The organism is Flavobacterium sp. FG68, from assembly GCF_057808895.1.
This window is the reverse complement of record NZ_JBMDIY010000015.1, coordinates 26,543-53,457: the sequence shown is the minus strand read 5'-3', so window position 1 is coordinate 53,457 and position 26,915 is coordinate 26,543. Positions and strand designations below refer to the sequence as shown.

At 32.9% G+C, this 26,915-nt stretch carries 30 protein-coding genes; 16 read left to right on the top strand and 14 right to left on the bottom strand.

What is annotated here, in order from left to right:
• Positions 1-38: 38 nt before the first annotated feature.
• The 6 genes from ACODSB_RS11345 to ACODSB_RS11320 form a co-directional block, all read right to left on the bottom strand.
• Positions 39-1,232 (bottom strand): glutamate-5-semialdehyde dehydrogenase, encoded by a 1,194-nt coding sequence (locus ACODSB_RS11345; protein WP_488937126.1) that lies wholly within the window; start codon positions 1,230-1,232, stop codon positions 39-41.
• Positions 1,233-1,335: 103 nt separating this feature from the next.
• Positions 1,336-2,475, bottom strand: a complete 1,140-nt coding sequence (locus tag ACODSB_RS11340; protein ID WP_488937125.1) for an aspartate aminotransferase family protein — start codon at positions 2,473-2,475, stop codon at positions 1,336-1,338.
• Between the two features lie 88 nt (positions 2,476-2,563).
• Positions 2,564-3,541, bottom strand: coding sequence for an N-acetyl-gamma-glutamyl-phosphate reductase (argC, locus tag ACODSB_RS11335; protein WP_488937124.1), 978 nt, complete (start codon positions 3,539-3,541; stop codon positions 2,564-2,566).
• A 13-nt stretch (positions 3,542-3,554) separates the two neighbouring features.
• Entirely contained in the window at positions 3,555-3,866 is a 312-nt protein-coding gene (locus ACODSB_RS11330; protein ID WP_123959140.1) for a hypothetical protein, read from the bottom strand.
• Between the two features lie 54 nt (positions 3,867-3,920).
• Positions 3,921-5,114: an argininosuccinate synthase gene (locus ACODSB_RS11325; RefSeq protein WP_488937123.1), complete on the bottom strand. Its 1,194-nt coding sequence runs from the start codon at positions 5,112-5,114 to the stop codon at positions 3,921-3,923.
• Between the two features lie 55 nt (positions 5,115-5,169).
• Complete coding sequence (locus tag ACODSB_RS11320) at positions 5,170-5,817, bottom strand: GNAT family N-acetyltransferase (RefSeq protein WP_180856961.1); 648 nt, start codon at positions 5,815-5,817, stop codon at positions 5,170-5,172.
• 201 nt (positions 5,818-6,018) lie between these two features.
• On the opposite strand from ACODSB_RS11320, the gene ACODSB_RS11315 reads away from it, so the two are divergent.
• A complete protein-coding gene (locus ACODSB_RS11315) occupies positions 6,019-6,234 on the top strand; it encodes a hypothetical protein (protein ID WP_180856962.1) in 216 nt (71 codons plus the stop codon).
• A gap of 187 nt (positions 6,235-6,421) precedes the next feature.
• On the opposite strand, the gene ACODSB_RS11310 is transcribed toward ACODSB_RS11315, so the two are convergent.
• On the bottom strand, positions 6,422-8,692 hold the full coding sequence (locus ACODSB_RS11310) for a M1 family metallopeptidase (RefSeq protein WP_488937122.1): 2,271 nt from the start codon (positions 8,690-8,692) through the stop codon (positions 6,422-6,424).
• Between the two features lie 187 nt (positions 8,693-8,879).
• Here ACODSB_RS11310 and ACODSB_RS11305 point away from each other — a divergent pair, with 187 nt between their 5' ends.
• From ACODSB_RS11305 to ACODSB_RS11295, 3 genes are all read left to right on the top strand, one after another.
• The gene (locus ACODSB_RS11305; protein ID WP_488937121.1) at positions 8,880-9,731 is read left to right on the top strand and encodes an aldose 1-epimerase family protein; all 852 of its coding nucleotides are present in this window, start codon (positions 8,880-8,882) and stop codon (positions 9,729-9,731) included.
• Between the two features lie 6 nt (positions 9,732-9,737).
• Positions 9,738-10,286 (top strand): GNAT family N-acetyltransferase, encoded by a 549-nt coding sequence (locus ACODSB_RS11300; RefSeq protein ID WP_256634498.1) that lies wholly within the window; start codon positions 9,738-9,740, stop codon positions 10,284-10,286.
• Between the two features lie 125 nt (positions 10,287-10,411).
• On the top strand, positions 10,412-10,969 hold the full coding sequence (locus ACODSB_RS11295) for a DUF3575 domain-containing protein (protein ID WP_053472257.1): 558 nt from the start codon (positions 10,412-10,414) through the stop codon (positions 10,967-10,969).
• Between the two features lie 2 nt (positions 10,970-10,971).
• Here the strand turns inward: ACODSB_RS11295 and ACODSB_RS11290 are convergent, their stop codons facing one another.
• Positions 10,972-11,196, bottom strand: coding sequence for a VF530 family protein (locus ACODSB_RS11290; RefSeq protein WP_488937120.1), 225 nt, complete (start codon positions 11,194-11,196; stop codon positions 10,972-10,974).
• A gap of 99 nt (positions 11,197-11,295) precedes the next feature.
• Positions 11,296-11,469: a hypothetical protein gene (locus tag ACODSB_RS11285; RefSeq protein ID WP_488937119.1), complete on the bottom strand. Its 174-nt coding sequence runs from the start codon at positions 11,467-11,469 to the stop codon at positions 11,296-11,298.
• A 241-nt stretch (positions 11,470-11,710) separates the two neighbouring features.
• On the opposite strand from ACODSB_RS11285, the gene smpB reads away from it, so the two are divergent.
• The 3 genes from smpB to ACODSB_RS11270 all read left to right on the top strand — a co-directional run bounded on the left by smpB (position 11,711) and on the right by ACODSB_RS11270 (position 14,023).
• On the top strand, positions 11,711-12,166 hold the full coding sequence (gene smpB / locus ACODSB_RS11280) for an SsrA-binding protein SmpB (RefSeq protein WP_053472163.1): 456 nt from the start codon (positions 11,711-11,713) through the stop codon (positions 12,164-12,166).
• A gap of 78 nt (positions 12,167-12,244) precedes the next feature.
• Entirely contained in the window at positions 12,245-12,886 is a 642-nt protein-coding gene (locus ACODSB_RS11275) for a DUF4136 domain-containing protein (RefSeq protein ID WP_053472162.1), read from the top strand.
• An 87-nt stretch (positions 12,887-12,973) separates the two neighbouring features.
• Positions 12,974-14,023 carry a Fic family protein gene (locus tag ACODSB_RS11270; RefSeq protein WP_488937118.1) on the top strand — a complete coding sequence of 350 codons (1,050 nt, stop codon included), beginning with the start codon at positions 12,974-12,976 and terminating at the stop codon, positions 14,021-14,023.
• A gap of 325 nt (positions 14,024-14,348) precedes the next feature.
• Here the strand turns inward: ACODSB_RS11270 and ACODSB_RS11265 are convergent, their stop codons facing one another.
• Entirely contained in the window at positions 14,349-14,990 is a 642-nt protein-coding gene (locus ACODSB_RS11265; RefSeq protein ID WP_488937117.1) for a protein-L-isoaspartate(D-aspartate) O-methyltransferase, read from the bottom strand.
• Between the two features lie 119 nt (positions 14,991-15,109).
• On the opposite strand from ACODSB_RS11265, the gene ACODSB_RS11260 reads away from it, so the two are divergent.
• The 9 genes from ACODSB_RS11260 to ACODSB_RS11220 all read left to right on the top strand — a co-directional run bounded on the left by ACODSB_RS11260 (position 15,110) and on the right by ACODSB_RS11220 (position 23,575).
• Positions 15,110-16,123, top strand: coding sequence for an RDD family protein (locus ACODSB_RS11260; RefSeq protein ID WP_488937116.1), 1,014 nt, complete (start codon positions 15,110-15,112; stop codon positions 16,121-16,123).
• 110 nt (positions 16,124-16,233) lie between these two features.
• Complete coding sequence (locus ACODSB_RS11255; RefSeq protein ID WP_488937115.1) at positions 16,234-17,199, top strand: Gfo/Idh/MocA family protein; 966 nt, start codon at positions 16,234-16,236, stop codon at positions 17,197-17,199.
• A gap of 92 nt (positions 17,200-17,291) precedes the next feature.
• A complete protein-coding gene (locus tag ACODSB_RS11250) occupies positions 17,292-18,179 on the top strand; it encodes a 3-hydroxyacyl-CoA dehydrogenase family protein (protein ID WP_488937114.1) in 888 nt (295 codons plus the stop codon).
• Between the two features lie 11 nt (positions 18,180-18,190).
• Positions 18,191-18,712 carry a hypothetical protein gene (locus ACODSB_RS11245; protein ID WP_180856973.1) on the top strand — a complete coding sequence of 174 codons (522 nt, stop codon included), beginning with the start codon at positions 18,191-18,193 and terminating at the stop codon, positions 18,710-18,712.
• Positions 18,703-19,362 carry a YggS family pyridoxal phosphate-dependent enzyme gene (locus tag ACODSB_RS11240; RefSeq protein ID WP_180856974.1) on the top strand — a complete coding sequence of 220 codons (660 nt, stop codon included), beginning with the start codon at positions 18,703-18,705 and terminating at the stop codon, positions 19,360-19,362. The genes ACODSB_RS11245 and ACODSB_RS11240 overlap by 10 nt, the downstream gene beginning before the upstream one ends.
• Before the next feature lie 85 nt (positions 19,363-19,447).
• Complete coding sequence (locus tag ACODSB_RS11235) at positions 19,448-20,809, top strand: exonuclease domain-containing protein (protein ID WP_488937113.1); 1,362 nt, start codon at positions 19,448-19,450, stop codon at positions 20,807-20,809.
• Between the two features lie 30 nt (positions 20,810-20,839).
• Positions 20,840-21,679, top strand: coding sequence for an ion transporter (locus ACODSB_RS11230; RefSeq protein WP_053472153.1), 840 nt, complete (start codon positions 20,840-20,842; stop codon positions 21,677-21,679).
• A 153-nt stretch (positions 21,680-21,832) separates the two neighbouring features.
• Entirely contained in the window at positions 21,833-22,753 is a 921-nt protein-coding gene (miaA, locus tag ACODSB_RS11225) for a tRNA (adenosine(37)-N6)-dimethylallyltransferase MiaA (RefSeq protein ID WP_488937112.1), read from the top strand.
• 75 nt (positions 22,754-22,828) lie between these two features.
• Positions 22,829-23,575 (top strand): acyl-[acyl-carrier-protein] thioesterase, encoded by a 747-nt coding sequence (locus ACODSB_RS11220; RefSeq protein WP_488937111.1) that lies wholly within the window; start codon positions 22,829-22,831, stop codon positions 23,573-23,575.
• 135 nt (positions 23,576-23,710) lie between these two features.
• Here ACODSB_RS11220 and ACODSB_RS11215 read toward each other — a convergent pair whose 3' ends face one another.
• The 4 genes from ACODSB_RS11215 to ACODSB_RS11200 form a co-directional block, all read right to left on the bottom strand.
• Complete coding sequence (locus ACODSB_RS11215) at positions 23,711-24,238, bottom strand: tetratricopeptide repeat protein (protein WP_291144627.1); 528 nt, start codon at positions 24,236-24,238, stop codon at positions 23,711-23,713.
• Entirely contained in the window at positions 24,225-24,914 is a 690-nt protein-coding gene (gene prfH, locus ACODSB_RS11210; RefSeq protein WP_488937110.1) for a peptide chain release factor H, read from the bottom strand. The genes ACODSB_RS11215 and prfH overlap by 14 nt, the downstream gene beginning before the upstream one ends.
• 250 nt (positions 24,915-25,164) lie before the next feature.
• Complete coding sequence (locus ACODSB_RS11205) at positions 25,165-25,509, bottom strand: hypothetical protein (protein WP_488937109.1); 345 nt, start codon at positions 25,507-25,509, stop codon at positions 25,165-25,167.
• A 12-nt stretch (positions 25,510-25,521) separates the two neighbouring features.
• Positions 25,522-26,913 carry an RtcB family protein gene (locus tag ACODSB_RS11200; RefSeq protein WP_256634481.1) on the bottom strand — a complete coding sequence of 464 codons (1,392 nt, stop codon included), beginning with the start codon at positions 26,911-26,913 and terminating at the stop codon, positions 25,522-25,524.
• Positions 26,914-26,915 lie beyond the last annotated feature (2 nt).

The window sequence follows — 26,915 nt, the reverse complement described above, 5'->3', positions numbered from 1 at the left end:
TAATCATCAATCTAAAATCTGAACTCTAAAATCTAAAATTATCGTATTTGTCCTTCTCCGTAAACGTACCATTTATTCGTTACGAGATGTTGAAGGCCAATTGGGCCGCGTTGATGCAATTTATCGGTGCTTATCGCTAATTCTCCTCCTAAACCAAATTGTCCGCCGTCTGTGAATCTTGTTGATGCATTTTGGTAAACTGCGGCTGCGTCTATCGCTTCCATAAATTGCTGAGCAGCTTCGTTATCTCTTGAAATAATTGCTGCCGAATGTCCGCCGCAATATTTGTTTATTTTTTCGATGGCATTTTCCTGAGAATCGATGGTTCCAATTACGATTTTATAATCTAGAAATTCTTCGTACCAAATATCTTCGTTTTGAAGTGTTTTGGTATTTTCGAAATTTGCTAAAGATTTATCTACAATAACTTCCACTTTTACCTCTATTAAAGCTTCGATCAACATTGCTGTGAAACCTTCAAAATTTGGCAGTTTAGAATCTATTAAAACTTTATCTAATGCATTGCAAGCTGATATTTTAGATGTTTTAGCATTTAAAATTACTTTTAAAGCTAAATCTGTATCAGCATCTTTATGAACGTAAACAAAATTATTTCCTCGTCCGCTTACGATTACGGGACAAGTTGCATGTGCTTTTACAAACTCAATTAGTTTTTCTCCGCCTCTTGGAACTATTAAATCGACTTTTTGAGTTGGTTTTTCTAAAAAAGCCTGCGTTTCTGTTCTGTTATAATTCAGATATTCAACCCAGTCTTTTGAAACTTCGTTTTCTTCTAAAGCTTTGTGCCAAAGACTTACGATTTTTAAATTTGATTTTAGAGATTCTTTTCCTCCTTTTAATAAAATCTTATTTCCGGATTTAAAAGCGATTCCACCCGCTTCGATTGTAACATCTGGGCGAGATTCGTAAATAATTAAAATCGTTCCGAAAGCAGCCGTTTTATTTATAACTTTTATTCCATTATCATGAGTAAAATGAAAACGCTCAACTCCAACGGGATCTTCTTGAGAAGCCAATTGGTTTAATGATAAAATCATTTCGTCGACTTTTTTATCATCTACTTTTAAGCGTTCTTCCATCGCTAAATCTGTGCCGTAGTAATCAGCAAGATCTTCTTGATTGGTCAAGATAATCTGGCTCCGGTCCTGCTCGACCAGCTTTGCCATAGACCGCAAAACCAGATTGCGTTTTTCAATTGATAATGGATTCATAATTTGTAGTTGGTTGGTTGTTTTTTGGTTTAGTTTCTTTTTAGAAACTTATATTTTAAACCTGACGGGTTTTAAAAACCCGTCAGGTTTAACGTAACGAGAATTAGTTTTTTAATTCTTCCAAACTTTCTTTTAAAGCTTTTACAAACGTATCAATATCAGTTTTTTTCACAGTTAATGGAGGTAAAATTCTAAGCAGATTTTTATTGTTTGCGCTTCCTGTAAAAATGTGTTTTTCAATAATTAGTTTTTTTCTTAAAGCTGCAACATCAAAATCAAATTCAACTCCAAGCATTAATCCTTTTCCTTTTACTTGTTTGATGCCTTCCACTTCTTTGATTTTTTCTAGGAAATATTCATAAACTTCATTTACATTTTTTTGTAAATCAAGTTTTTCGATTACATCTAAAACCGCAATTCCTGCTGCACAAGATAAATGGCTTCCGCCGAAAGTTGTGCCTAATAATCCGAAACTTGCTTCAAATTTTGGAGAGATTAAAATAGCTCCAACCGGAAAACCGTTCCCCATTCCTTTTGCAACTGAAATAATATCAGCATTGATTCCGTAGTGTTGGAAAGCAAAGAATTTCCCGCTTCTTCCGTATCCTGATTGTACTTCGTCTAAAATCAAAACAACATCGTGTTTTTTACATGCTTTTTCTAAAGCCTGGAAAAACTCAGTTGTTCCTTGGTCTAAACCTCCAACTCCTTGAATTCCTTCTATAATTACTGCTGTTACATCTCCTTTTGCTAATTCTGCTTCAACTAATTCGATTTGGTTTAGAGGTAAAAAAGTAACTTCCTGCTGTGCATTTAATGGCGCAACAATCTTTTTGTTATCTGTAACGGCAACAGCTGCAGAAGTTCTTCCGTGGAAAGAATTATCAAAAGCCACAACTCTTGATTTTCCGTTATGGAAAGAAGCTAATTTCAAAGCATTTTCATTGGCTTCAGCACCAGAACTGCATAAAAACAATTCGTAATCTTCAAGACCAGAAAGCTTTCCTAATTTCTGTGCCAATTCAACCTGCAAAGGATTCTGAATCGCATTTGAATAAAATCCTAAATGGTCTAATTGATTCTTCAATTTTGCTACATAATCCGGCTGTGTGTGTCCGATAGAAATCACACCATGTCCGCTGTATAAATCTAAATATTCTACTCCTTTGTCGTCAATAATTGTACAATCTACTGCTTTTACTGGAGTTATGTCGTATAATGGGTAAACGTTGAATAAGTTCATTTTTGTTTTTTGTTTATTTTGTTTCAGGTTTCAAGTTTGAGGTTACGTACAGAACGTGAAACCTGAAACTTAAAACTTGAAACTATTATTAAAATCCGCTTGGTCTCAAATTTAAACCTGTGGTTTCTTCTAAACCGAACATTAAATTCATGTTTTGAATTGCTTGTCCTGAAGCACCTTTGGTTAAATTATCTATAATTGATGTTATGAGAACCCGGTTTCCTTTTTTCAATAAACTAATGATACATTTGTTCGTTTGCACCACTTGTTTCAGGTTAATGTTTGTTGTAGTAACGGTTACAAAAGGTTCATTTTTATAGAAATCTTCGTATTTCTCTACTAATTGTTCCAAACTATCATCACATAATGTATATAAAGTTGCAAAAATTCCTCTTGGGAAATCTCCTCTGTTCGGAATAAAAAGTAATTCGCTTTCAAAATCATCTTGCAGCTGAACCAAACTTTCTGAAATTTCACCTAAATGCTGGTGTTCAAAAGCTTTATAATGCGACATATTGTTGTTTCTCCAGCTGAAATGAGACGTTTCTGAAAGTCCAACTCCTGCACCAGTACTTCCGGTTGTAGCATTAATATGAACATCATTATTTAACATATTATGTTCTGCTAATGGCAACAAAGCCAATTGTATAGCTGTAGCAAAACAACCAGGATTTGCAATATAATTTGCTTTTTTGATTTCTGCTTTGTTCAGTTCAGGTAAACCGTAAACAAAATCTTTTCCTTCGAAATGTGCATCTTTATTTAATCTGAAATCATTTCCTAAATCAATGATTTTAGTGTGGCTTGCAAATGCGTTTTGCTGTAAAAATGAAATTGATTTTCCGTGACCTAAACATAAAAATACCACATTTACGTCAGGATTTATTATATCCGTAAAATTCATTTCGATATCACCCATCAAATCGTGGTGCGCCACAGAAAGTGGTTTTCCGGCATTTGTTGTACTGTAAACAAAATCGATGTTTACTTTTGGATGATACATTAAAATTCTGATGAGTTCTCCGGCTGTGTAACCCGAACCACCAATTATTCCGACATTAATCATAGTTTCTATTTTTTTAACTAAAATTATTTTTATCTAAATTCTTATTTTGAGTTGGTAAAAATGCTCTAATTACAAAAAAGAGAATTATTACTTCTATTAGTAATCCCAGAAAAAGCATAAATCCTCCTCCAAAAAAAGCTAACATAAAAGGCACTGTACTAAATATCGCGAATACTTGATTGATTAGTTCAATTGGACTTGGAAAAATCAAAATTGTATAACTTATAGCTATTATTGAAACAGAAAAAAAACCTGCTACAAAATTTCTATTAGTAAAAAATACTGTACTTAAATTATCTTTAAAAAAGAGTGCCAGTCCCAGCATTATTAGTATTATAATAAATACCAAAATCCCAATAACCATTATGCCTCTGCCAAATTAGTCATGATCTAATTGATTTACAGATGAAAATATGTTTTGTGCATTTCCAAGAATCTTAATAAATCCTTTTGCATCATCAGATGTCCATGCATTGTTCATTTCTCCATATTGACCAAAACCTGTGTTCATTAAATCGTTTTTAGATTCGATTCCGTCAAGTGAGAAATGATATGGTTTTAATGAAACTGTTACCGTTCCGTTTACTGTTTTTTGTGTGTCTTGCAAGAAAGTTTCAATGTTTCTCATCACCGGATCTAAGAACTGACCTTCATGGAATAGCATTCCGTACCAGTTTCCTAATTGTTCTTTCCAGTATTGCTGCCATTTTCCAAGCGTATGTTTCTCTAATAAATGGTGCGCTTTTATAATAATTAACGGTGCAGCAGCTTCAAAACCAACTCTTCCTTTAATCCCGATAATCGTATCTCCAACATGAATATCTCTACCAATTGCGTAAGCATTCGCCAGTTTTTCAAGAGCAACAATATTATTTGATGGTTTATCTGTTTTTCCGTTGATTCCAACTAATTCACCTTGCTCAAAATGCAACGTTACTTTTTCTTCTCCGTCTTTTTTCAATTGAGATGGATAAGCTTCACTTGGCAATGGCTGACCAGAAGTTAAAGTTTCCTTTCCTCCTACGCTTGTTCCCCAAAGTCCTTTATTGACAGAATATTGTGCTTTTTCCCAAGAATAGTGAACTCCGTTTTTAGATAAATAATCTACTTCTTCTTGTCTTGAAAGTTTTAAATCTCTAATTGGCGTAATAATTTCGATTTCCGGAGCAATAGTTTGGAAAATTAAATCAAAACGAATTTGGTCATTTCCTGCACCTGTACTTCCGTGTGCGATAGCGTTTGCTCCTACTTTTTTAGCATATTTTATAGCTTCAATTGCTTGAAAAACACGTTCTGCACTTACTGATAATGGATAAGTATTGTTTTTTAATACGTTTCCGAAAATCAAATATTTTATAGCTTTATCATAATATTTATCTACGATTGTAAGGTTTGCGTGTTGTGCGCTTCCTAATTCGTAAGCTCTTTTTTCAATGGCTGATAATTCTTCTGCGTCAAATCCTCCTGTATCTACCAATACAGTGTGAACTTCGTATCCTTTTTCATTTTTTAAATATTTCAAACAATACGAGGTATCTAATCCTCCGCTATAAGCTAATACTACTTTTTTCATTTTTTATAATTTTGGCTAATACTTTCGTATTTAGCAGTTTGAGATTTTTTTTTGGTTAAATTTTAAATAAAAAAACAAATGACAATATTTTATTTAAAAATAAAGCCTGTTTAATTTTTTTAAGTCTGCTTAAAACAGCCTCGTTAAAAGGATGTCTTGGCGGCGTTTTTTGTTTTTCTTTTGGGTCGTATAACATTCCGGTGCAAAGGCACATTTTGTTTTCTTTGCTTTGCAGGATTTGGTAATTAGTACAAGTTTTACATCCTGACCAAAAACTAGGATCTGTCGTTAATTCTGAGAAAGGAACGGGTTTATAACCTAATTCAGAATTGATTTTCATAACTGCCAAACCAGTTGTAATTCCGAATATTTTAGCGTCTGGATATCTCTTCAAAGAGTAATCAAAAACTTTAGATTTTATCTTTTTTGCTAATCCTAAACTTCTGTAGTCAGGATGAACGATTAATCCGGAATGTGCCACAAATTTTCCGTGCTGCCAGCTTTCGATATAACAAAAACCTGCAAATTTTCCGTCTGCCAGAGCAATCATTGCATCACCATTCGACATTTTTTTCTGAATATACTCAGGAGTTCTTTTAGCAATCCCCGTACCTCTTAACAAGGCAGATGATTCTATCGTATCGCAAATTTCCTGTGCGAATTTGAAGTGTTCTTCCTGGGTAACAACAATAGAGATCTTCATTTCAATAATTGAAGTTAGAGTTAAAAATTAAAGCATATTGTTTAGTTTGAAATCCAGAATTGAATCCAATAAAATTAAGCAAAATAGAAGTAACATCTTCAAAATCAAAAAGTTGATTAAGAAAATTTACAAAATAATAAATACTTTTAGGATATGTTTGTCCAATGGACAAATTATGTGATTTCAAAATGAAAAATGGATATGAATAAATATACGGCTATAAAACTCAGTGAATACTATAGAGATAGTATCCGTACTTCGGGAGAAGTAATCGGTGAGTTTGTCCGTGACAAAGAAGTTGTATGTAAACTTATTTTATTCATCGGTGCAAAAGTACATTATTTTTTTATTCACAAAACAAAAAATCAAAATTCTAACATTTTTTTAATGAAAAGTTATTTTTTTGAAAGATGCTAAGGTTCTAAGATGCTGAGATTCTAAGATTTTAAATTCGTGCACGCAAACTTGAAACTTGAAACTTGAAACTTAAAACTTGAAACTTGAAACTTAAAACTTGAAACTTAAAACTTGAAACAAAAACAAAAACAAAACCCGATAGCTATAAATAACTATCGGGTTTTTAAATACTTCTATTTTTGAATTATTACTTTTTCGTAAATGGAATTACTTGTCCATTATCTATAAGTATCATATCGAAACCTGTTTTGGCTTCGTTGAATTTAAATTTCAATCCTGCTCTTTTTGATTCAAAAGTATCTTTTTCACCTGCAACAGGAGTTAAAGTAAATTTTGGATAGTTTGGAAGTTCCGCATTTAAAACGCTGTTTTTCTCTGTCAATTCAATTGTTAAAGGTGATTTTACAGTAACATAATTCCCTACATAACCATCTAAAATAATATCCTTTTCAACTTTTCCCTTTCCTGCTGTCCACACGTTATTACTTTCGTTATAATCTGGGAAAGCATGATCTGGATCTAATGTAATGCTTTCAATTTCTTCTGTTGAATTGTGTTTGAAAGACCACTCGTTGTTACGCTGCCAAATTTCTACCGGAAGCTTAACTCTTGTTATTTTTCCGCTTTTTGTTTTAACGTCTAAAACAATTGGCATTGGCATTTTGTCGAAGTTCTCAACATTAATGATTACCCCTTTTGCCGGATCATTTTTTACATATTTAATCCAATTGATTCCCTGATCAAATCTCCAGTTATTTACGAACCAGCTTCTCCAGAACCAGCTTAAATCTTCACCTGCAACATTTTCAATTGTTCTAAAGAAATCGTCCGGAGTTGGGTGTTTGTAAGCCCAGCGCTCTACATAAGTACGTAATGCTTTATCAAAACGCTCTTGTCCTAAAACCTGCTCTCTTAAAATAACTAATCCTGCACTTGGTTTTGCATAACATAAAACGCCAATATTAGCTTCCTTCATATTATCAGGAGAACTCATAATGGTTTCTAATTTTGGATCTGTAAAATATTCTGCTTCTTCGTGTAAATTAGATGCAGGCTGTTTGTATTCGCCATTATTAAAATCGTAAGAACTTACAGAGTTAATAAAGGTATTGAAACCTTCATCCATCCAGGCAAAATAACGCTCGTTTGAACCTACAATCATTGGGAACCAAATATGTCCGAATTCGTGATCTGTAACTCCCCATAAATCATCTCCTTTAGATTTCCATCCGCAGAAAACAATTCCCGGATATTCCATTCCACCCTCATTTCCTGCTACGTTTGTAGCTGCAGGATAAGGATATTCAAACCATCTTTTAGAATAATTTTCGATAGATGCTTTAGTATATTCTGTAGAACGTCCCCAAGCATCATTTCCTGAACTTTCTACAGGATATGCTGATAATGCTAAAGATTTTTTTCCGCTTGGTAAGTTTATTTTTGCTCCATCTAAAATAAAAGCCGGAGATGATGCCCAAGAAAAATCACGTGCATTTTTAATTTTATAATGCCAGGTTTTTTGTGCCGAAGCATTACTGTTTGCAGTTGCAGCAACTTCATCTGCAGAACGAATTATAACAGTTTTATCACTTTGAGAAGCATCTTTATATCTTTTCAATTGTTCTGCAGAAAACACTTCTGCTCCGTTTACTAATTCACCAGAACCTACAACGTAATGGTTTGCAGGAACGGTCAATTTTACATCAAAATCTCCATATTCTAAATAAAACTCAGAAGCTCCTAAATATGGTGCCGTATTCCAGCCTCTTACGTCATCATAAACACACATACGCGGATACCATTGTGCGATTGTGAATATTTTTCCGTTTTTAGTTTCTAAAACTCCCATTCTGTCTGAACCTTCAAATGGTGCAATGAATGAGAATTCGATTTTAATTTTTACAGAAGCTCCTTTTGCTGCTAATTCCTGTGGAAGGAAAATCTGCATTCTGGTATCTGTAACGATATATTTTGCCTCAACTTCTGTTTTGGTTTTCCCACCAGAAATTACTTTTACAGATTTAATTTTATTTCCTCCGTCAAAAACCTGACCTTGAGCTCCATTACGGCTTCCGGTTAAAGGCACAACAGCATTTCCTCTAGAATCTTCTTTGAACAAATTTTGATCTAAATTCAGCCAAAGAAATCCAAGTTTATCAGGACTATTATTTGTATATGTAATTTCATCTGTACCTACAATTTCATTTGTAGTTCCGTTTAGCTTTGCCGTTATTTGATAATCAGCTCTGTTCTGCCAATATTCAACGCCTGGCTGACCGCTTGCAGTACGAGTAGAAGTACCGTTTTTAGTATAAAAATGTGGTGCAAATGCATCATGATAATTATAATTGTTTGCTGGATTTGCTGTCGTCGCCGGCGGAGTCTGCTGCGCCCAAACTGAAGAAATCCCAACAAGTAAAGCCATGGTTAAAAAGGCTCTTGAAGATTGTTTTTTCATATTTTTTAGCTGTTTATGTAGCAAATTAATGAAAAAAAAAGCTATTTACAGAGAAAACGAAAAGGATAAATTTAATTTTAGCAAAAATTTATTAAAAAAATAATTCTAAGCTTTTTCCTAAAAAATAAAATTTATAAAATATATTTACATCAAGATTTAAGACTAATTCTTTTCAATAAACAACATTTTGAGCACAACTATATCAAATTCAACACTTAAGGCTTCGATTAAAAATGCCGGAGCAGAATTGTTCTCTTTAAAAGACAATCAAAATAAAGAATATATCTGGGAAGGAAATCCTGATTTTTGGGGCAAACACTCTCCTATTCTTTTCCCTATTGTTGGTACATTAAAAAACAATACTTACACTATTGATAAAAAAGAATATCAATTGCCAAGACATGGTTTTGCAAGAGATATGGAATTTCAACTTGTTGAAAAAACAGGAAATAGTGCTGTTTTTTCTTTAGAATCAAATGCCGAAACTTTAAAAAAATATCCATTTGAATTTGAACTGCAGCTTATTTATACGTTAGAAAATACTACGTTAAATATAGAATATGTGGTTATCAATAAAAGTGAATCAAAAATGCCTTTCTCAATTGGAGCGCATCCGGCGATTGCACTTCCTGAAAAGTTTGAAAATTATGCTTTTAAGTTTGAAAAAGCTGAACCTTTGAAATATAACCTTCTTGAAAATGATTTGATTTCGAATAAAACCGAAACTTTAAAAACTACAGAAAATGTTGTTCCATTAAACTATAAACTTTTCGAAAATGATGCTTTGGTTTTTAAAACACTAGAATCTAATTCATTAACTATTCTCGAAAATTCAAAACCTTATGTGCAGGTTGAATTTGAAGATTTTCCGAGTTTGGGAATCTGGACAAAAGATCAGGCTCCTTTTGTTTGTATTGAACCTTGGTTTGGATATTCAGACACAGCAGACAATTCAGGCGATTTGTTTAAAAAAGAAGGTATTTTGATTTTAGATGTCGACCAGTCATTTCATTCAAAATTCAGTATTAAAATAGTATAATTTAAGATGTTAGAATTTAACTTTCACCCATTTCCGGTAATCGAAACGGAGCGTTTACTTTTAAGAAGAATTACGAATGATGACGTAAATGAAGTTTTTGAATTGCGTTCGAATCCTGAAACTATGAAATATATTCCGAGGCCATTAGTTAAAAATAATCAAGATGCATTGGAACATATTGCTATGATTGAGGAAAAAATAGAAACCAATGTTGGAATTAATTGGGGAATTACTCTAAAAGATAATCCTAAACTTTTGGGAATTATTGGTTATTACAGAATGCAGCCCGAAAATCATCGTGCAGAAATTGGTTATATGTTATCGCCAGATTTTCATGGAAAAGGAATTATTCCCGAAGCTGTAAATAGATTAATTCAATACGGTTTTGAGGATTTAAAACTGCATTCGATCGAAGCGGTAATTGATCCTGAAAACTATGCATCTGAAAAAGTATTACAAAAATGCGGATTTGTAAAGGAAGCTCATTTAAAAGAAGCGGAACTTTATGAAGGCAAATTTTTGGATAAAGTAATTTATTCTTTGCTTCAGAACTAGGCATTTTACTATTCCGCACAAAAAACATTTCTTGTTAAAATCATCTATTCCTGCAATAGTAGATGTGCTATTGCGTTATATTTGTGGCCGAAAACAGATTACGTCCGCGATCACAAAAAAATACCATGAAAAAATTATTCGCCTTTATTGTTCTTTTTTTATCTATACAATTACAAAGTCAGACTTTTATAAAATTTAACGGAGCTACTGCTTTAGTTGGGATTCCAAATGTTGGTATCGAAACCAGTATTGGCGAAAAAACTACTTTTAGTTTTGATGTAATGGCTTCTTTCTGGAAATCGTTTAACGGAAATAATCCAATGGAATTTTACACTTTTACTCCAGAAGTTCGTTATCATTTTAAAGAAAAATACAACGGATTTTATGTTGGTGCTCACGCTGGTCCTGATTTCTATCAATTACAAAAATGGAATTACTGGGATACTAACAAATATGAACACGGATTTGGTTACCGTTTAGGAGTTACTGTAGGTTATAATATTAAATTAAACGATAAATTTTTACTGGATATTTTTGCCGGAGGCGGATGGCATCAGGGTTTTTACCACGGATATTATAATGACGGAACTCCAGGCAGATATGAAAAAGCGCCTAACTGGAATAAAAGCGGAGAATGGCTTCCGTATCGCGGCGGCGTGATGATTTCCTATAAACTGAACTAAAATCAGCTGAATTTAGGAAGCGTTTTTACATATAATTCTTCTACTTTTTTTCGCGCCCAATCGGTTTTTCTTAAAAAAGTAAGACTTGATTTTACACTAGGATTTGCGGTAAAACATTTTATAGGAATTAATTCTCCTAAAGTATCAAAACCATAATAATCAACCAAAGTTTCTACAATCTTTTGAAGTGTGATTCCGTGCAGCGGATCTTTAGATTTACTTTCCATTTTATATAATTTAAATAATACAAAAGACCGTTCCCAAAAAGAACGGTCTTTTTTGCAAAATTAACGAATTCACCTAATACAATTCGTTAAAAGCTAAAATTAGAATACGAATTTAAATCCAAAAGAAAGCGGTGAAGTTAAATTTGGATTACTTCCTGCTAAAACCGTGTTATAAAACGGATCTACATTTGCAACATGCGCCAACCCAAAATTTGTAACCGTCGTTTTTTCTCCATTTTTAGGCTCAATAGTCGTAGAAGTAAAATTAGCCAAATCGTAAGAGAACTCAACTGAGAAGTTTTCGTAACAAAATAGTCAAAACCTCCTGATACAGATAATCCTACCTGATTAACTTTCAACTCGCTTTCTTTTTCATTTTAAGTTTGTTTTATAATTACAGAACAAACTTATGAGTAAGCTTTTGTGCCAAAGCTGATTAAAATCATAGATTAAAAGAAATCTTTAATTATATTTGACAGTATGAATGTCTTGCATTTTTCTTACTTTTGCCACCATGTTAAAATCAGTCAATATACTTAATAAGAGAGCTCGTTTTGATTACGAGATAATCGACACTTATACTGCCGGAATTGTTTTGGCGGGAACCGAAATCAAATCAATACGTTTAGGGAAAGCGAATATTACAGAAAGCTTTTGCGAATTTAGCGGTATGGAGCTTTTTGCTATCAATACCTACATCGAAGAATATTCGTTTGGAAACCAGTTTAATCATAAATCAAGAAGCGAACGTAAATTGCTTTTAAATAAAAAAGAATTAAAAACACTTCATAAAAGCGTTCAGGCAAAAGGTCTTACAATCGTTCCGCTTAAATTGTTTACCAATGAAAAAGGTCTTGCAAAACTGCAGATTGGTCTTTGTAAAGGAAAGAAAAACTACGACAAACGTGAATCACTAAAAGAACAAGATACAAAACGTGACTTGGACAGAATTAAAAAAGCATACAACTAATCTTTCATTTATTCTGGCTAAATCTATGTTTATCAAAATTTTATAGTTATTTTTATAGAAACAATATAACTGTAAAATATGAAAAAGTATTTAATTCTACTCATTGCAATTCTGTCACTTTCAGGTTGTGGCAGTAATACAACTATTGTAAATAGCTGGAGAGATCCAAAGATAACGGTTGCCCAGGAACACTTTAAAAAAGTCCTGGTTGTTGCTTTAGTTAAAGATGAAGCTTCGAGGAGAATTACCGAAAATCGAATTGCATCAAGTAACCCGATTTTTAAAACTTCTTACCAATATTTAAACGAAACTACCAAAGATCTCACAAAGGAACAAAAACTAAAAATTCTTCAGGACGAAAATTTTGACGGCGTTGTAACCATGCGTTTGGTAAGCACCGAAAAAGAAACGACTTATGTTCCGGGATCTTATACCGGAATGTATTACGGCGGTTTTGACGGCTTATATTCTGGAGTTTATGGTTATGGTTTTGGAAACTGGTACGGAATGTATTCTCCTGCTTACTATGATCCCGGATATTATCAGGAAACAACTTATTATATGGTTGAAACCAATATTTTTTCTTTAAAAGAAAATAAACTAATCTGGACCGGAACTACAAAATCAGATTATGTTACAGACTTAGGCCAAACTGTAGATGCTATTATGCAAGCTGTGGTAAAAGAAATGAGAAAAGACGGTTCCTTACCTCCAAAATAAATTCAAAAGAAAGCAATATTATATTATTGCTTTTTTTATGATTTAAAAAATGACTAAATTTGTCAAGACTTAATTTTTCATCAAAAAATGAAATCACTTTTAAAAAATGCAAGAGAACAAAAGGGCTTAAAAACGCGTGAACTGGCGCAGCTTGCCGGAATTGATCAGGCATTAATAAGCAAATTTGAATCGGGAACGCGAAAACCTACTAAAGATCAAATTACAAAACTCGCCCAGCTTTTAGAAATTGATTACGAAACTTTAATGATTGCCTGGCTAAAAGAAAAAATTCTTTATGAAATTGGTGATGAAGAATTTGCTTTGAAAGCTTTAAAAATGGCAGAAGATGAAATCAAATACAACAAAACTATATCAAATCTTAAGCTATCAACTTCTTTAGAAAAAATCTTAAAAGAAATTGATCTTCTAAAAGAAAAATTAGACTCTTACAAGCAGTTTGACAGCTTTAAGATCAAACAAGCTTTAGAACTTGAATATACCTTTGAAAGCAATAGAATTGAAGGAAATACAATGACACTTCGTGAAACTGATATGGTTATTAATGAAGGTTTGACCATTTCCGGAAAAAGCATGAGAGAACATCTTGAGGCAATAAATCATCAGGAAGCCATTGGTTTTATTAAAGATTTAATGAGCAAAAATAATTCATTAAACGAACGTGATCTCTTATCTATTCATAATTTAATTCTTAGAGGAATAATTCCGGAAGATGCTGGACGTTATCGAAAAGTTCAGGTTATGATACAAGACAGCAGCCACATGCCGTCGCAGCCTTTGTTAGTTCAGCAAGAAATGGAGGAATATTTTATTTGGTATGAAATCAATAAAAACAAACTTCATCCGGTTATTTTAGCTGCTGAAATGCATGAAAGATTAGCAACAATTCATCCTTTTATTGATGGAAACGGAAGAACTTCAAGATTAATCATGAATTTAATTTTGATGCAAAAAGGATATTTAATAGCCAATATTAAAGGTGATTATGAAAACAGAATCCGTTATTATCAATCTCTGGAAACTGCTCAGACCAAAAAGGATAAAGAAGATTTTTTGCTTTTTATAGCTCAAACACAAAAAGAAAGTTTAGAAAGATATATCGCAATTCTTACTCAATAAAAAAAGGGTGTTTAAAAAGTCTAGACAACTCCTTTACTATAATTATTAAGTTTATAAAAACTGAGTTTTTCATTTTTTATCAGACATCATTCCGTAGGAATTTTTCATCGGTAGAAAAAATAGCAACCACTCAAATTTACACGTTCCGTAGGAACGTTTGATATACCTAATTATTTAAAATAATCAAAATCAAACGTTCCTACGGAACGTATAAACATCAACAACAACAACATAATTTTCTACCAATGAATTGTTCCTACGGAACATATATGTTGTTGAATACTAAAAAAGGCTGTCTCGATTTCTGACACAGCCCTTAATTTTTTTAATTTTTATCTTCTAATAAAGGAACAAATCTAAATTCTCCAAACTCGTGTTTTTCAAATTGAGTTTCGTTCTTTCTAATTAACAAAGTCATAATCTGAACGTCTTCTCCAAGTGGAATAACCAGCCTTCCTCCTATTTTTAATTGTGCCATTAATGGCTGCGGAATAAATGGCGCGCCTGCCGTTACAATAATACTGTCAAACGGAGCATAATGTGGCAAACCTTTATATCCATCTCCAAAAGAAACATGTTTAGGACGAATGTTTAACTTCGGAAATAAAATTGAAGTCTGTTTAAACAATTCGTTTTGTCTTTCGATAGTATACACTTTTGCTCCTAAAGCAAATAAAACTGCCGTTTGGTAACCTGAACCAGTTCCAATTTCCAGAATCTTGTGATCTCTTTTTACTTCTAACAACTGCGATTGAAACGCAACAGTATACGGCTGCGAAATAGTCTGCCCTGCACCAATAGGAAAAGCCTTATCCTGATAGGCAAAATCTTCAAAACTTGAATTCAAAAAAAGGTGTCTTGGGATTTTTTTTATCGCATCCAGAACCGCTCTGTCAGTAATTCCTTTTTGTTCTAAAGTGCTTACTAATTGATTACGAAGCCCTTGATGTTTTGCAGTGTCTTTCAAAATAAGTAGGTTTTATTTTCGCAAAAATAAGAAAACAAATCATCAATTATCAAGTACTTTTTAATCATTTAATTTCTATTTTTGATTTATTCTCTAACATGAATGAATTCTAATATTTTATGAAAAAAATTATACTCGGTTTATCTTTACTTTTTTCGCTCTTAGGCATTTTAAGATCCTTTTTTTTCGTTTTTTATGATTTTGAAGAGGTAACAGAATTTCTAAATTTTATAGTATTCAGGATTCAGCCATATGGTTTCGCAGGAATGGATATCTATGTTCCAAGACACTTAATTAATGGAAATGCAGAAGGCGGTTCAATTTCAATGGGACTTATAAATTTGTCTTTTTTTCTAACTTTTCTTTCGGGTACTATTATTTATTATTTTTCAAAATATAAGGAAACAAAGCTGTTAGTTTTCAATTACAGCTTAATGTTTTTAGATTCTATAATAAAAGTATTTTATTTTGTTGCTCTTTTTAATATTAGCAAACTCCGCGTTTATGATGTTCTCTATATTATAGTTACTTTATTATACATTTTTATACCCTATTATTTCATAACCAAGGAATTAAATCCTAAGATTATTGATAATGACAATCAAATAACAGAAAACAATCTCGAAAACTCATCAAATTCTAAGCGTTTTATAAATTTACTTATTGATTCTTTCGTTATAATTGTTATTGTTTTTGGATTTATCAGTTATGCGGAAAGAAATCAAGAATCAGCTTCTGTTTTCACTTATTTTAGAATAGTATTTGGAGATAAATTTGCTGCTATAACATTCTTTTGGACCATTAAATTTATATACTATTTAGTATTTGAGTCAATTTTAAAAACTACGCCTGCAAAATTTATAACTGCTTGCTATGTTACAGATGAAGAAGGAAATCCGCCTTCCTTTTCGATGATTTTAAAACGAACATTACTAAGATTTGTTCCATTCGAAAGTTTCTCTTTCTTAATGGGAAAACATATACATGACGATTATTCAGATACTTATGTTATCAATAAAAAAACTGATCGTACAATTGAAAATTACTATATACAATTTCTAACAATTGCATTCGGTATACTATTAGTCATCTACTTTTGTATGTCATTCAAAGAAATATTATTTCCTCAATAAAAAAAATGAAAGTATAGCAAATCAAAGATTAATTTATAAAAACTAAATCTTTACTGCATTCATTTTCACGTTCGACAAATAAATTATATTTTTGTTTAAAATACATTCTCATGTTAAAAGTAGGAGTTTTAGGTGCTGGTCATCTTGGTAAAATACATTTACGCTTATTACAACAATCTGACAAATACGAATTAGTTGGATTTTACGACGAAAATCAAGAAAATGCCGAAAGAATCTCAAAAGAATTTGGCTATAAAAATTTCAGTACAATTGCAAAACTTATACACGCTGTCGATGTAATCGACATTGTAACTCCAACACTTTCTCACTATAAATGTGCAAAAGTGGCAATTAAATCAGGAAAACATATCTTTATTGAAAAACCAATTGCCAATACCGTTGAAGAAGCGGAAGAAATTATCGCATTAGCAAAAGAATACAACGTAAAAGGACAAGTTGGTCATGTTGAGCGTTTTAATCCAGCCTTTATTGCTACAAAAAACATGATCGAAAATCCGATGTTTATAGAAACACATCGTTTGGCCGAATTTAATCCGCGTGGTACAGACGTTCCTGTAGTTCTGGATTTAATGATTCATGATATTGATGCAATTTTAAGTGTTGTAAAATCAAAAGTAAAAAATATTAATGCAAGCGGCGTTTCGGTTATCAGCGAAACTCCTGATATTGCCAATGCCAGAATCGAATTCGAAAATGGCTGCGTTGCCAATTTAACTGCCAGTAGAATTTCTTTAAAAAATATGCGTAAATCACGTTTCTTTCAAAAAGATGCCTACATTTCAGTTGACTTTTTAGAGAAAAAATGTGAAGTCGTTCGTATGAAAGATGCACCGGAAGTTCCTGGAGATTTTGATATGATCCTGCAAAATGCCGAAGGTGTAAAAAAACAAATCTACTTTACAAATCCTGATGTTGAGCAAAACAACGCAATTCTTGACGAATTAGAATCTTTTGCACATGCAATAAATACAAATACAACTCCGGTTGTAACGCTTGAACAGGCAACAGATGCATTACGTGTTGCTTATCAAATTATTGATTGTTTCGATAAATAATATAAAAATATAACTCATTATTTTTAAGGTTTAAAGCTGGCAGAAAAGCCACTTTAAACCTTAACTTTTAAAATTTAAATACCAAAAAAAAAATGAAAACTATAGCTGTAATTGGTGCAGGAACAATGGGTAACGGAATTGCTCATACATTTGCACAAAGCGGATTTACTGTAAAATTAATCGACGTTTCTGAAAAATCATTAGATAAAGGAATGGCAACTATTGCGGCTAATTTAGACCGTATGCTTGCAAAAGGAACAATTACGCAGGAAGACGTTGCTAAAACAATCACTAATATTATTACTTATACCGATATTAAAGACGGCGTTGTTGGTGCTGATTTAGTTGTAGAAGCTGCAACTGAAAACGTAGAATTAAAACTAAATATTTTCAAGCAGTTAAACGAAGCTTGTTCTCACAATACCATTTTAGCAACCAATACTTCTTCAATTTCAATTACACAAATTGGTTCTGTAGTTGCACATCCTGAACGCGTTATTGGAATGCATTTTATGAATCCGGTGCCAATCATGAAATTGGTTGAAATCATTCGCGGTTACAACACAAGCGATGAAGTAACTAAAATCATCATGAATTTATCTGAGAAATTAGGTAAAGTTCCTGTTGAAGTAAACGATTATCCGGGCTTTGTAGCAAACAGAATTTTAATGCCAATGCTAAACGAAGCAATCGAAACGTTATATAATAAAGTAGCCGGAGTTTACGAAATTGATACCGTAATGAAATTAGGAATGGGACACCCAATGGGACCACTTCAATTAGCTGATTTTATTGGTCTTGATGTTTGCTTAGCTATTTTAAACGTAATGTACGAAGGTTTCAAAAACCCAAAATATGCTCCTTGTCCATTATTAGTAAATATGGTGAGAGCAGGAAAATTAGGAGTGAAATCTGGAGAAGGTTTTTACGATTACAGCGAAAGCAAAAAAGCAGAGAAAATTTCTAAGCAGTTTGTTTAAGTTTTTTAAATATGATATCATTTGAGAGTGAATATAAAAATTTTAATCAACGCCTTTTTACTTTAAAAAATGTGTCATTCCTGATTGAATTCTTTACTTATTCATGTCTAATTATATTTTTTAATCTTTCGAAATTTTATACAATAATAATTGGGCTATTTCTTTTAGCAATATGTAGCTTTATCCTTATTAGCAGAAGCAAAACCAACATTGATTTAATAACCTTTCAGGAAAATAGAATTATTTTAAATGGTGAAACATTTAATACGAAATGGATAAAATCAATAGATATAAAAGAAACTTATATACAGATACTGAGTATTGGTTCTCGACAAGGATTACGTGGTGCGATTTTTTATTTAAAAATAAAAAATAAAGAAGATCACTACATTATAAACTCATTCGACACCTATTCTGACGAAGGAATAATACAGATTTTTAATGAGTTTAAAAAGTTCAAGGAAGAAAAAATAATTGTAGACGAAACATTAATATTATTGAGAATTCAAGAAAAAATAGAAAAATGTCAATAGCATTAAATTTAAATACTATCAAAGCAAGTTTACCTGAACACGTAACCTTAGTTGCCGTTTCAAAAACAAAACCTGTTTCGGACTTAATTCAAGCCTACGAAGCTGGTCAGCGCATTTTTGGAGAAAACAAAATTCAGGAAATGACTGAGAAATGGGAACAAATGCCAAAAGATATTCAATGGCATATGATTGGTCATGTTCAGTCGAATAAAGTCAAATTTATGGCACCATTTGTGAGTTTGATTCACGGTGTTGACAGTTTGAAATTATTACAGGAAATAAATAAACAAGCTTTAAAAAACAACAGAACAATAGATTGTCTTCTTCAAATATATATTGCCGAAGAAGAATCTAAATTTGGTTTAGACGAAAACGAATTAAATGAACTTTTAACTTCTGTGGAGTTTAAAGAGTTAAAAAATATTCGTATCTTAGGTTTAATGGGAATGGCAACCTTTACAGAAGATCAAAATCAAATAAAAAAAGAATTCACCCATTTAAAATCGATTTTTGATTCTATTCAAACACTGCAAACTGAAAACTGCAAACTGAATACTATCTCTATGGGAATGTCCGGAGATTATCAACTTGCAATAGAATGCGGCAGCACAATGGTTCGCATTGGAAGCAGCATTTTTGGAGGTCGTTAACTCTCAAAAATCACCTATCGTAAGACGCACTGCGGTGCGCCTCTACAAAAAACTGAATACTAAAAACTGAGACTGAACACTTAATTTGTACGCAATACTTGACATAGAAACTACTGGAGGACAGTTTAATGAAGAAGGAATTACCGAAATTGCCATCTATAAATTTGATGGACATGAAGTAATAGACCAGTTCATAAGCCTTGTCAATCCTGAAATTCCGATTCAGCCTTTCGTAGTAAAACTGACCGGAATCAATAATGCTATGTTACGCTCAGCTCCAAAGTTTTACGAAGTTGCCAAACGCATTATCGAAATAACTACTGACTGCGTTATTGTCGCGCACAACGCATCTTTTGACTACCGAATTTTACGAACAGAATTCAGACGTTTAGGCTACGATTTTGAAGCCAGAACGCTTTGCACAGTTGAATTAGCCAAAAAATTAATTCCAGAACAGCCATCGTACAGTTTAGGAAAACTAGTGCGTGCCCTCGGAATTCCAATGGCCGACAGACATCGCGCCAGCGGAGACGCCATGGCAACCACAAAGCTTTTCAAAATGCTTCTTGAAAAAGATGTCGAAAAAACAATCGTAAAAGACTTTATAAAGCTCGAAATAGAAAAAGGAATTGCGCCAAAATTCCTGGATCTTTTAAGCCAAATGCCAGCTAAAACCGGCGTTTATTATATTTATAATGAAAGTGGAACTCTAATATACATCGGCAAAAGCCAAAATATTAAAAAGAGAATTAATCAGCATTTTACCGGAATCACAACAAAAAGTAAAAAAATACAAACCGAAGTTTTTACCATAACTTATGACGAAACCGGAAGCGAATTAATTGCTCTTTTAAAAGAAAGCCAGGAAGTAAAAATTAACCGTCCAAGATACAACCGCTCGCAAAAAAAATCATTTTTCCCATTTGCCCTTTATTCAGAAAAAGATTCGAATGGTTATTTGAATTTAAAACTTGAAAAAGCTGACGGACGTAAAAAAGAAATTACATCTTATGCTTCTTTGCAGGAAGGTAAAAACGCACTTTTTAAATTTACCGCAAAATATCATTTATGCCAGAAATTGACCGGTTTATATCAAAGTAAAAAAGAGTGTTTTCAGTATAAAATAAAAGAATGCGACGGCGCCTGTATTGGCGAAGTCACTCCGGAAATTTACAATTTAAGGGTACAGCAGTTCGTCTCTGAAAACAGTTTCGAAAACAAAAGCATGATTTTAATTGACAGAGGCCGAAATGTAAACGAAAGAAGCGCTATTTTAATCGAAAACGGAACCTATCAGGGTTATGCTTATTACGATCTTAACTATCAGATTAACAATATTGAAATCCTAAAAAATATCCTAATTCCAATGTCTCATAATCGCGATGTAAAAAACATAATCCAAAATTACATCCGCAAAAGCAAATCTCTTAAAATCCTCCATTTTTAACAAAACAAAACTTTCATTATCTTCGTAGATATGAAAAATAGAAAATCAAAATACGAAACCTTTAGAGAAAAAATCAAAATTATCCTGTATGGCACAAACACCATTTTAGGACGAATGTTTGATTTAGTTCTTTTAGGTTTGATTTTATTGAGCGTTTTATTAATTATGCTCGATACAGTTGAAGGAATTAGTCAAAAGTATCATGAACAGCTGCTCATTTGCGAATGGGCTATTACTGTCTTTTTTACAATTGAGTATATTCTAAGAATAATCTCGATACAAAAACCAATTAAATACATTTTCAGTTTTTACGGAATCATCGATCTACTTGCCGTATTGCCAATGTATTTATCCATATTTTTTCCCGGTGCAAGCATTTTATCAATTGTTAGGGCATTGCGTTTTTTCAGATTATTCAAAATACTACATATCCCGCAAATTTCACATCAATCTGCACAGCTTAAGGACGCTATAGAAGCCAGTAAAGAGAAAATTCTAGTATTCATTTATTTCGTTCTTATCAGTACCGTAATTATCGGTTCGGTTATGTATTTAGTCGAAGGCAAAGAATCAGGGTTTACCAGTATTCCCATGGGAATTTACTGGACAATAGTAACCTTAACAACAGTGGGATACGGCGATATTTCACCTCAATCACCTCTAGGACAATTTATTGCAGCATTAGTTATGATTTTAGGTTATGGAATTATTGCTGTTCCAACCGGAATTGTAACAGCAGAATTTGCAAAAAATACTTTAAAAAACAACACAGTAAGCGGTAAAAAAACATGCAGAAAATGTCAATCGCAATTACATTTTGACAACGCTAAATACTGCTACGAATGCGGAACCCAATTGCCAAATAATTAATTTATGGAGCTAATCCAGCTGTACATTGCAACTCCTCCTTATCTTTGTTGTTTTTTTAAGGCATAAAAGGAGCTTCCGCCGGTCGCTCTTTTACACCAAAAAAAACGAACAAATATAAGTCCGGGGTTTCCATTTCCATCTGGGCTAAAAAATATGAAATACCTAATAACCATTGTCGGACCAACAGCTATAGGCAAAACAGCCTTAAGTATTGCTTTGTCACAACATTTTAAATGCGAAATCGTTTCTTGCGACAGTCGTCAGTTTTTTAAAGAAATGACCATTGGAACCGCTGTTCCCAATCAAAACGAACTCAATTCAGCCCAACATCATTTCATTCAAAATAAATCCATTTTCGAAAATTACACCGTTGGCGATTACGAAAAAGAAGCTTTAGCCAAAATTGAAGAATTATTTCAAACCAATGATTTTGTAATTCTTATTGGCGGATCAGGATTATATGTTGATGCTATTTTAAAAGGTTTCGACGAATTTCCAGAAATTAATCCACAAGTTCGCTCAGAAGTAAATTCAAATTACGAAAAACTAGGAATTGAATATCTTCAGGAACAATTAAAAAACTTGGATCCAGAATATTATCAAAAAATAACTTTAGAAAATCCACAAACCTTACAAAATCCGCAGCGAATGATGCGTTTTGTAGAAGTCTGCATTGGAACACAAAAACCGTATTCATCATTTCTAAATCAAAAGAAAAACAATAGAAACTTCACTCCTATTTTAATAGGTTTAGATGCAGACAGAGAAATCATTTACAACCGAATCAACCAGCGCGTTGACATTATGATGAACGAAGGTTTACTTGAAGAAGCAAAAACATTGTATCCTAATAAAGCGTTAAATGCGCTTCAAACCGTGGGTTATAGAGAATTATTTAGTTATTTTGATGAAGAATTCACTTTACCATTTGCCATTGAAGAAATTAAGAAAAATACCCGAAGATTCTCCAAAAGACAATTAACGTGGTTCAAACGAAATGAAAACACAAAATGGTTTGATTATGCAGCAGATAGAAAAAATATCATAGATTACATAGAAAATCTTCTAAAGTAAAATCAAAAATCTTTTTTCTATACTCTATATTCTATCCTCTAAAAAAATCTAAAATCAACTATCTAAAATCAAAAAATGCCAATATCTCCAAATTTCACATCAGTTTTAAGTAAAGACTGGGAAATCAATTTCACACAATGCACGCCAGCAGGTTTCTTAAAATATACCGATTTGTGTAATATTTTACAATTAACCGCCGCAGCGCATTCAGAAATTGGAGGAATTAGTTTTTATGATATGCAGGAATTTCACCAAGCCTGGGTTTTAAGCCGAATGCGCGTTGAAGTTCATGCCTTACCAAAATGGCAGGATGTTGTAACCGTAAAAACATGGATTAACAGTTTAGAAAATTCACGCTCCGTCCGTGCGTTGGAAATGTATGTAAACGGAAAAAAAATCGTAGGCTGCGAAACGTATTGGGCAGTTTTCAATACACAAGCGCGTCGTCCTGAAGCTTTAGCTTTACCTTACGAACATTTTGAATTATTCCCCGAAAACAGAGCTACAGAAGAAGGTTTTTCTAAAATAAACATCAATCATGAAAAAGAAGCCGTTTTTGAAAAAACAGTTTATTTATCTGATTTAGACATTGTAAATCACGTAAATAACGTTAAATATCTGGAATGGTGTTTGGATCATGTTGACCCAAAAAGAATCATGAAACAAGAAGTTAAAAGCTTCGAAATGAATTTCATGAAAGAGCTTTCGCTAAAAGATAATGTTGTAATTCACGAAAGCGAAGACGATGATCATACAACAGCAACATTCAGCATTACAAAAGGTGAAAAAACCTGCTTTGCTTTGGAGCTGCATTGGAAATAAAATTGCCCACAGATTTAACGGATTAAACCGATTGTCACAGATTATAAAATAAAATTTGTGTAAATTCGGGAAATTCGTGGCAAACAAAAAAACGATGCGATTCAATAACCACATCGTTTTTTCTTTCAATCAAAATCATTTCGATTTCTTTTTAGAATCTTTTTTAGATTTCTTTTTCTTCTTTAGCAAATCAATTTTGCCTTCAATTCTTTTCTCTACATCGCTAATATTGCATTCGTATGCAAATTGTAAAGAATGAAGCTTAGCATTTTTAATCTCTTTCAAAGCTTTCTTAAACTCATGCTGTGCTTCAAAAAGAATTGCTTTTTTAACGTAAATATCAGATTTGTTTATTCCTTTTATCGTTAAAGCAAAATCAATTAATTTTTGTGCTTCCTCATAATCTTCGTTTAAAATTAAAGTCTGCAAATAATACGGATAAACTTCAAGCGCATGAATATTAATCGATAAAGCTTCCTGAAAATAGGATTTAGCCTCTTCATAATTCATTAATTGTTCAGCCTGAATTCTTCCGTACAAACACAAAACCATTGTATTTTTTGCATCATATGAAAAAGCATAATCTAAAGATTCAATCGTTTCTTCAAGTGAATACGGATAGTTATCCAAAGCCTGAAAAAGGTATTTATCAATTGTTTTCATGTCGTAAATCGTTTTTTAATTTCTGACGAGTTCCTTTATAGCTTTTATCTACTTTGTTCTTTTTAAAATCACTTCCGGTAAAAACTCTAACAGGATTTCCACGCTCAATATTGAGTTGATTTTCCCATTGTTTCCCCACGTGATTTTTTAGTTGAACCAGTTTCTCGTCTTCTAGTTTTTTTAATAATCTTTCTGTTGCCAGTTTTTTGTTTTGGTGCTGCGATCGGCTGTCCATAGAAACAACTGCAATTCCCGTTGGAATATGCGTTGCCCGAATTGCCGAACTAACTTTGTTTACGTGCTGGCCACCAGCACCAGAACTTCGCATTGCCTGAAATTGAATATCATTTTCTGAAACTGATGCATTTTTTTGCGGTTCGATTTCAAAAATGCCAATAAACCAGTTCTTGCGTTTGTGCATTTTCCTAAACTGACTCTGACCAATCCACTGAATAGTTCCAATCCAGGATTTTACAAATTGGTCAGCATTTTTTCCTTTTATCGAAATGGAAGCTGTTTCAACTGTTCCGTTTTCTTCTCCAACTTCTCGTTGCAACAACACAACATCTAATTGTTGATCTTGCGCTTCTTCCAACACTTTTTTAAGCACTTGGGCAACAACCCAAGTGCATTCTGCAGGTCCGCGACCCGCTGTTATTTGAATTATTCTTTCCATTTCTTTAAAATTTTAAGCAGCTTTTCTCTGTTTTTTGCTGCTTTTACAAATTGTGGTAAATGCGCCACTAAACTCGACGTATAATTGACCTTTGAATTTCTTTCTCTTAAACCAGCTTGAATATATCTTTCCAGATAATCAATATGATCCTGATTATAAGCCCAGAAAATGTTGCCATCGATTTCTTTTTGAAACCAAAGTGGTAAATTATACCACGTGTCCCTAACTAAACCATCATCAAGTTTTGACTCTATTTTAATTTCATTAAAGGCTTAACTTCTTCCTGAAAATTGCAATGCGGGCATCTGGTTTTATAAATCAAAGGCTTTATTTTAAAGGCCCGAGATTCAAATTCAAATTTCTCAAAGCACTTACTACAATATATTTTTCCATAAGCAACATACTTGAAAATAGGTGGTTTAGATTTAGAAAAACACTGTTTGCATTCAAAATACATCGACTTACATCTACCGCATTTACAATCATCTTTTAACTTTTTTATAATAGCTGATTTAGATTCACATTTTGGGCACTTTACCGAAATTTCATCATCAAAATTTCTCAACCATTTATTTTCATCTTGAAATCTTTCCATAATTTTACTTTTTTAACGATCCATTCTAACAATCTTCGGCGTAAAAGTTCCTAAGACTTCGACCAAATCGGTTTGGTTTGCCATCACTTTTGTAATGTCTTTGTAGGCCATTGGCGCTTCATCAATATTTCCACCAATCAAGGTTACATCGTTGGCTTTCAAAACCTTTTTGATTTCGCTTTGCGTAAAAGTGCTTTTGCATTTCGCTCTCGAAAACAAACGTCCGGCGCCATGCGAAGCAGAATTTAAACTCTCTGCGTTTCCTTTCCCTTTTACAATGTAACCCGGAGCAGTCATTGAACCGGGAATAATTCCCAATTGACCTTCTCCTGCTGGAGTTGCTCCTTTTCGGTGCACAATACATTCCTGACCGTTTACCATTTCTTTCCATGCAAAATTGTGATGGTTTTCAATTGTAACCACTACTCTTTTCCCAATTGCTTTGGCAATTCGTCTGTGAATATCATCGTGACAGGCTTTTGCATATTCTCCGGCTAAATTCATTGCCAGCCAATATTCCTGACCATCATGTGTATTCAAATCCAGCCAGGCTAAATGCTGTACATTTTTTGGTAACGGACATTGTTTTGTTGCCAAGTAGGTATAATGTTTCGCAATATTAGCACCCAAACCACGAGAACCACTATGTGAAAGAACTGCGAAATATTCGCCTTTTTCAAGCTTCCATTCATTCTCCGGATTATCAATTTTAGCAATTCCGAATTCTACAAAATGGTTTCCTCCGCCTGAACTTCCTAATTGTTTGTAGGCCTTTGGCAAAAGATTCTTTAGTAACGGAATATCCTGAAATTCACTTTTATGAAAAACTTCATGATCTACTCTTGAAGCGTGTGTTTCATTCATTCCGAATTTTGTATTGTCTTTTAAAATTGCTTCTAACTGATGTTCTTTTCCTTTGAAATGCGACGCTGGCAAATCAAAAATTGAAAGGCTCATTCGGCATCCGATATCAACTCCAACACCGTATGGAATCACAGCATTATCTGTTGCTAAAACTCCTCCAATTGGTAATCCATATCCCGAATGTGCATCCGGCATTAAAGCTCCGGCTACTGAAATTGGCAGTTTCAACGAATCATACAATTGAAATTTTGCCTGCTGATCAATCTCATTTTCACCAAAAATCGTAAAAGGAGCTCTTGTTGCTTTAAGCTGATGCATTCTTACCTGAACCGGTTTTATCAAACCTTCAGCAACTTTTCCCCAAGTTCCGTGACCTTCAAATTTTTCAGGATTCAGCAGAACGTCTTTTGCCTCTGTTAGAATAGATTCCTTTTTTTCTCTTTTTCTATATCTGTTTATCTGCCCTAAAGCAATGTTTATTGAATTATTCTTTGGAAATCCCAATTTAATCAGGTCTTTTCCAGTTAATTTATTTCCCATGA

What these genes read in the sequence shown, in the direction of transcription:
- ACODSB_RS11345 (WP_488937126.1), bottom strand. Translation starts at nt 1,232, where the DNA reads ATGAATCCATTATCAATTGAAAAACGCAATCTGGTTTTGCGGTCTATG.
- ACODSB_RS11340 (WP_488937125.1), bottom strand. Translation starts at nt 2,475, where the DNA reads ATGAACTTATTCAACGTTTACCCATTATACGACATAACTCCAGTAAAA.
- argC (WP_488937124.1), bottom strand. Translation starts at nt 3,541, where the DNA reads ATGATTAATGTCGGAATAATTGGTGGTTCGGGTTACACAGCCGGAGAA.
- ACODSB_RS11330 (WP_123959140.1), bottom strand. Translation starts at nt 3,866, where the DNA reads ATGCTGGGACTGGCACTCTTTTTTAAAGATAATTTAAGTACAGTATTT.
- ACODSB_RS11325 (WP_488937123.1), bottom strand. Translation starts at nt 5,114, where the DNA reads ATGAAAAAAGTAGTATTAGCTTATAGCGGAGGATTAGATACCTCGTAT.
- ACODSB_RS11320 (WP_180856961.1), bottom strand. Translation starts at nt 5,817, where the DNA reads ATGAAGATCTCTATTGTTGTTACCCAGGAAGAACACTTCAAATTCGCA.
- ACODSB_RS11315 (WP_180856962.1), top strand. Translation starts at nt 6,019, where the DNA reads ATGAATAAATATACGGCTATAAAACTCAGTGAATACTATAGAGATAGT.
- ACODSB_RS11310 (WP_488937122.1), bottom strand. Translation starts at nt 8,692, where the DNA reads ATGAAAAAACAATCTTCAAGAGCCTTTTTAACCATGGCTTTACTTGTT.
- ACODSB_RS11300 (WP_256634498.1), top strand. Translation starts at nt 9,738, where the DNA reads ATGTTAGAATTTAACTTTCACCCATTTCCGGTAATCGAAACGGAGCGT.
- ACODSB_RS11295 (WP_053472257.1), top strand. Translation starts at nt 10,412, where the DNA reads ATGAAAAAATTATTCGCCTTTATTGTTCTTTTTTTATCTATACAATTA.
- ACODSB_RS11290 (WP_488937120.1), bottom strand. Translation starts at nt 11,196, where the DNA reads ATGGAAAGTAAATCTAAAGATCCGCTGCACGGAATCACACTTCAAAAG.
- smpB (WP_053472163.1), top strand. Translation starts at nt 11,711, where the DNA reads ATGTTAAAATCAGTCAATATACTTAATAAGAGAGCTCGTTTTGATTAC.
- ACODSB_RS11275 (WP_053472162.1), top strand. Translation starts at nt 12,245, where the DNA reads ATGAAAAAGTATTTAATTCTACTCATTGCAATTCTGTCACTTTCAGGT.
- ACODSB_RS11270 (WP_488937118.1), top strand. Translation starts at nt 12,974, where the DNA reads ATGAAATCACTTTTAAAAAATGCAAGAGAACAAAAGGGCTTAAAAACG.
- ACODSB_RS11260 (WP_488937116.1), top strand. Translation starts at nt 15,110, where the DNA reads ATGAAAAAAATTATACTCGGTTTATCTTTACTTTTTTCGCTCTTAGGC.
- ACODSB_RS11255 (WP_488937115.1), top strand. Translation starts at nt 16,234, where the DNA reads ATGTTAAAAGTAGGAGTTTTAGGTGCTGGTCATCTTGGTAAAATACAT.
- ACODSB_RS11250 (WP_488937114.1), top strand. Translation starts at nt 17,292, where the DNA reads ATGAAAACTATAGCTGTAATTGGTGCAGGAACAATGGGTAACGGAATT.
- ACODSB_RS11245 (WP_180856973.1), top strand. Translation starts at nt 18,191, where the DNA reads ATGATATCATTTGAGAGTGAATATAAAAATTTTAATCAACGCCTTTTT.
- ACODSB_RS11240 (WP_180856974.1), top strand. Translation starts at nt 18,703, where the DNA reads ATGTCAATAGCATTAAATTTAAATACTATCAAAGCAAGTTTACCTGAA.
- ACODSB_RS11230 (WP_053472153.1), top strand. Translation starts at nt 20,840, where the DNA reads ATGAAAAATAGAAAATCAAAATACGAAACCTTTAGAGAAAAAATCAAA.
- miaA (WP_488937112.1), top strand. Translation starts at nt 21,833, where the DNA reads ATGAAATACCTAATAACCATTGTCGGACCAACAGCTATAGGCAAAACA.
- ACODSB_RS11220 (WP_488937111.1), top strand. Translation starts at nt 22,829, where the DNA reads ATGCCAATATCTCCAAATTTCACATCAGTTTTAAGTAAAGACTGGGAA.
- ACODSB_RS11215 (WP_291144627.1), bottom strand. Translation starts at nt 24,238, where the DNA reads ATGAAAACAATTGATAAATACCTTTTTCAGGCTTTGGATAACTATCCG.
- prfH (WP_488937110.1), bottom strand. Translation starts at nt 24,914, where the DNA reads ATGGAAAGAATAATTCAAATAACAGCGGGTCGCGGACCTGCAGAATGC.
- ACODSB_RS11205 (WP_488937109.1), bottom strand. Translation starts at nt 25,509, where the DNA reads ATGGAAAGATTTCAAGATGAAAATAAATGGTTGAGAAATTTTGATGAT.
- ACODSB_RS11200 (WP_256634481.1), bottom strand. Translation starts at nt 26,913, where the DNA reads ATGGGAAATAAATTAACTGGAAAAGACCTGATTAAATTGGGATTTCCA.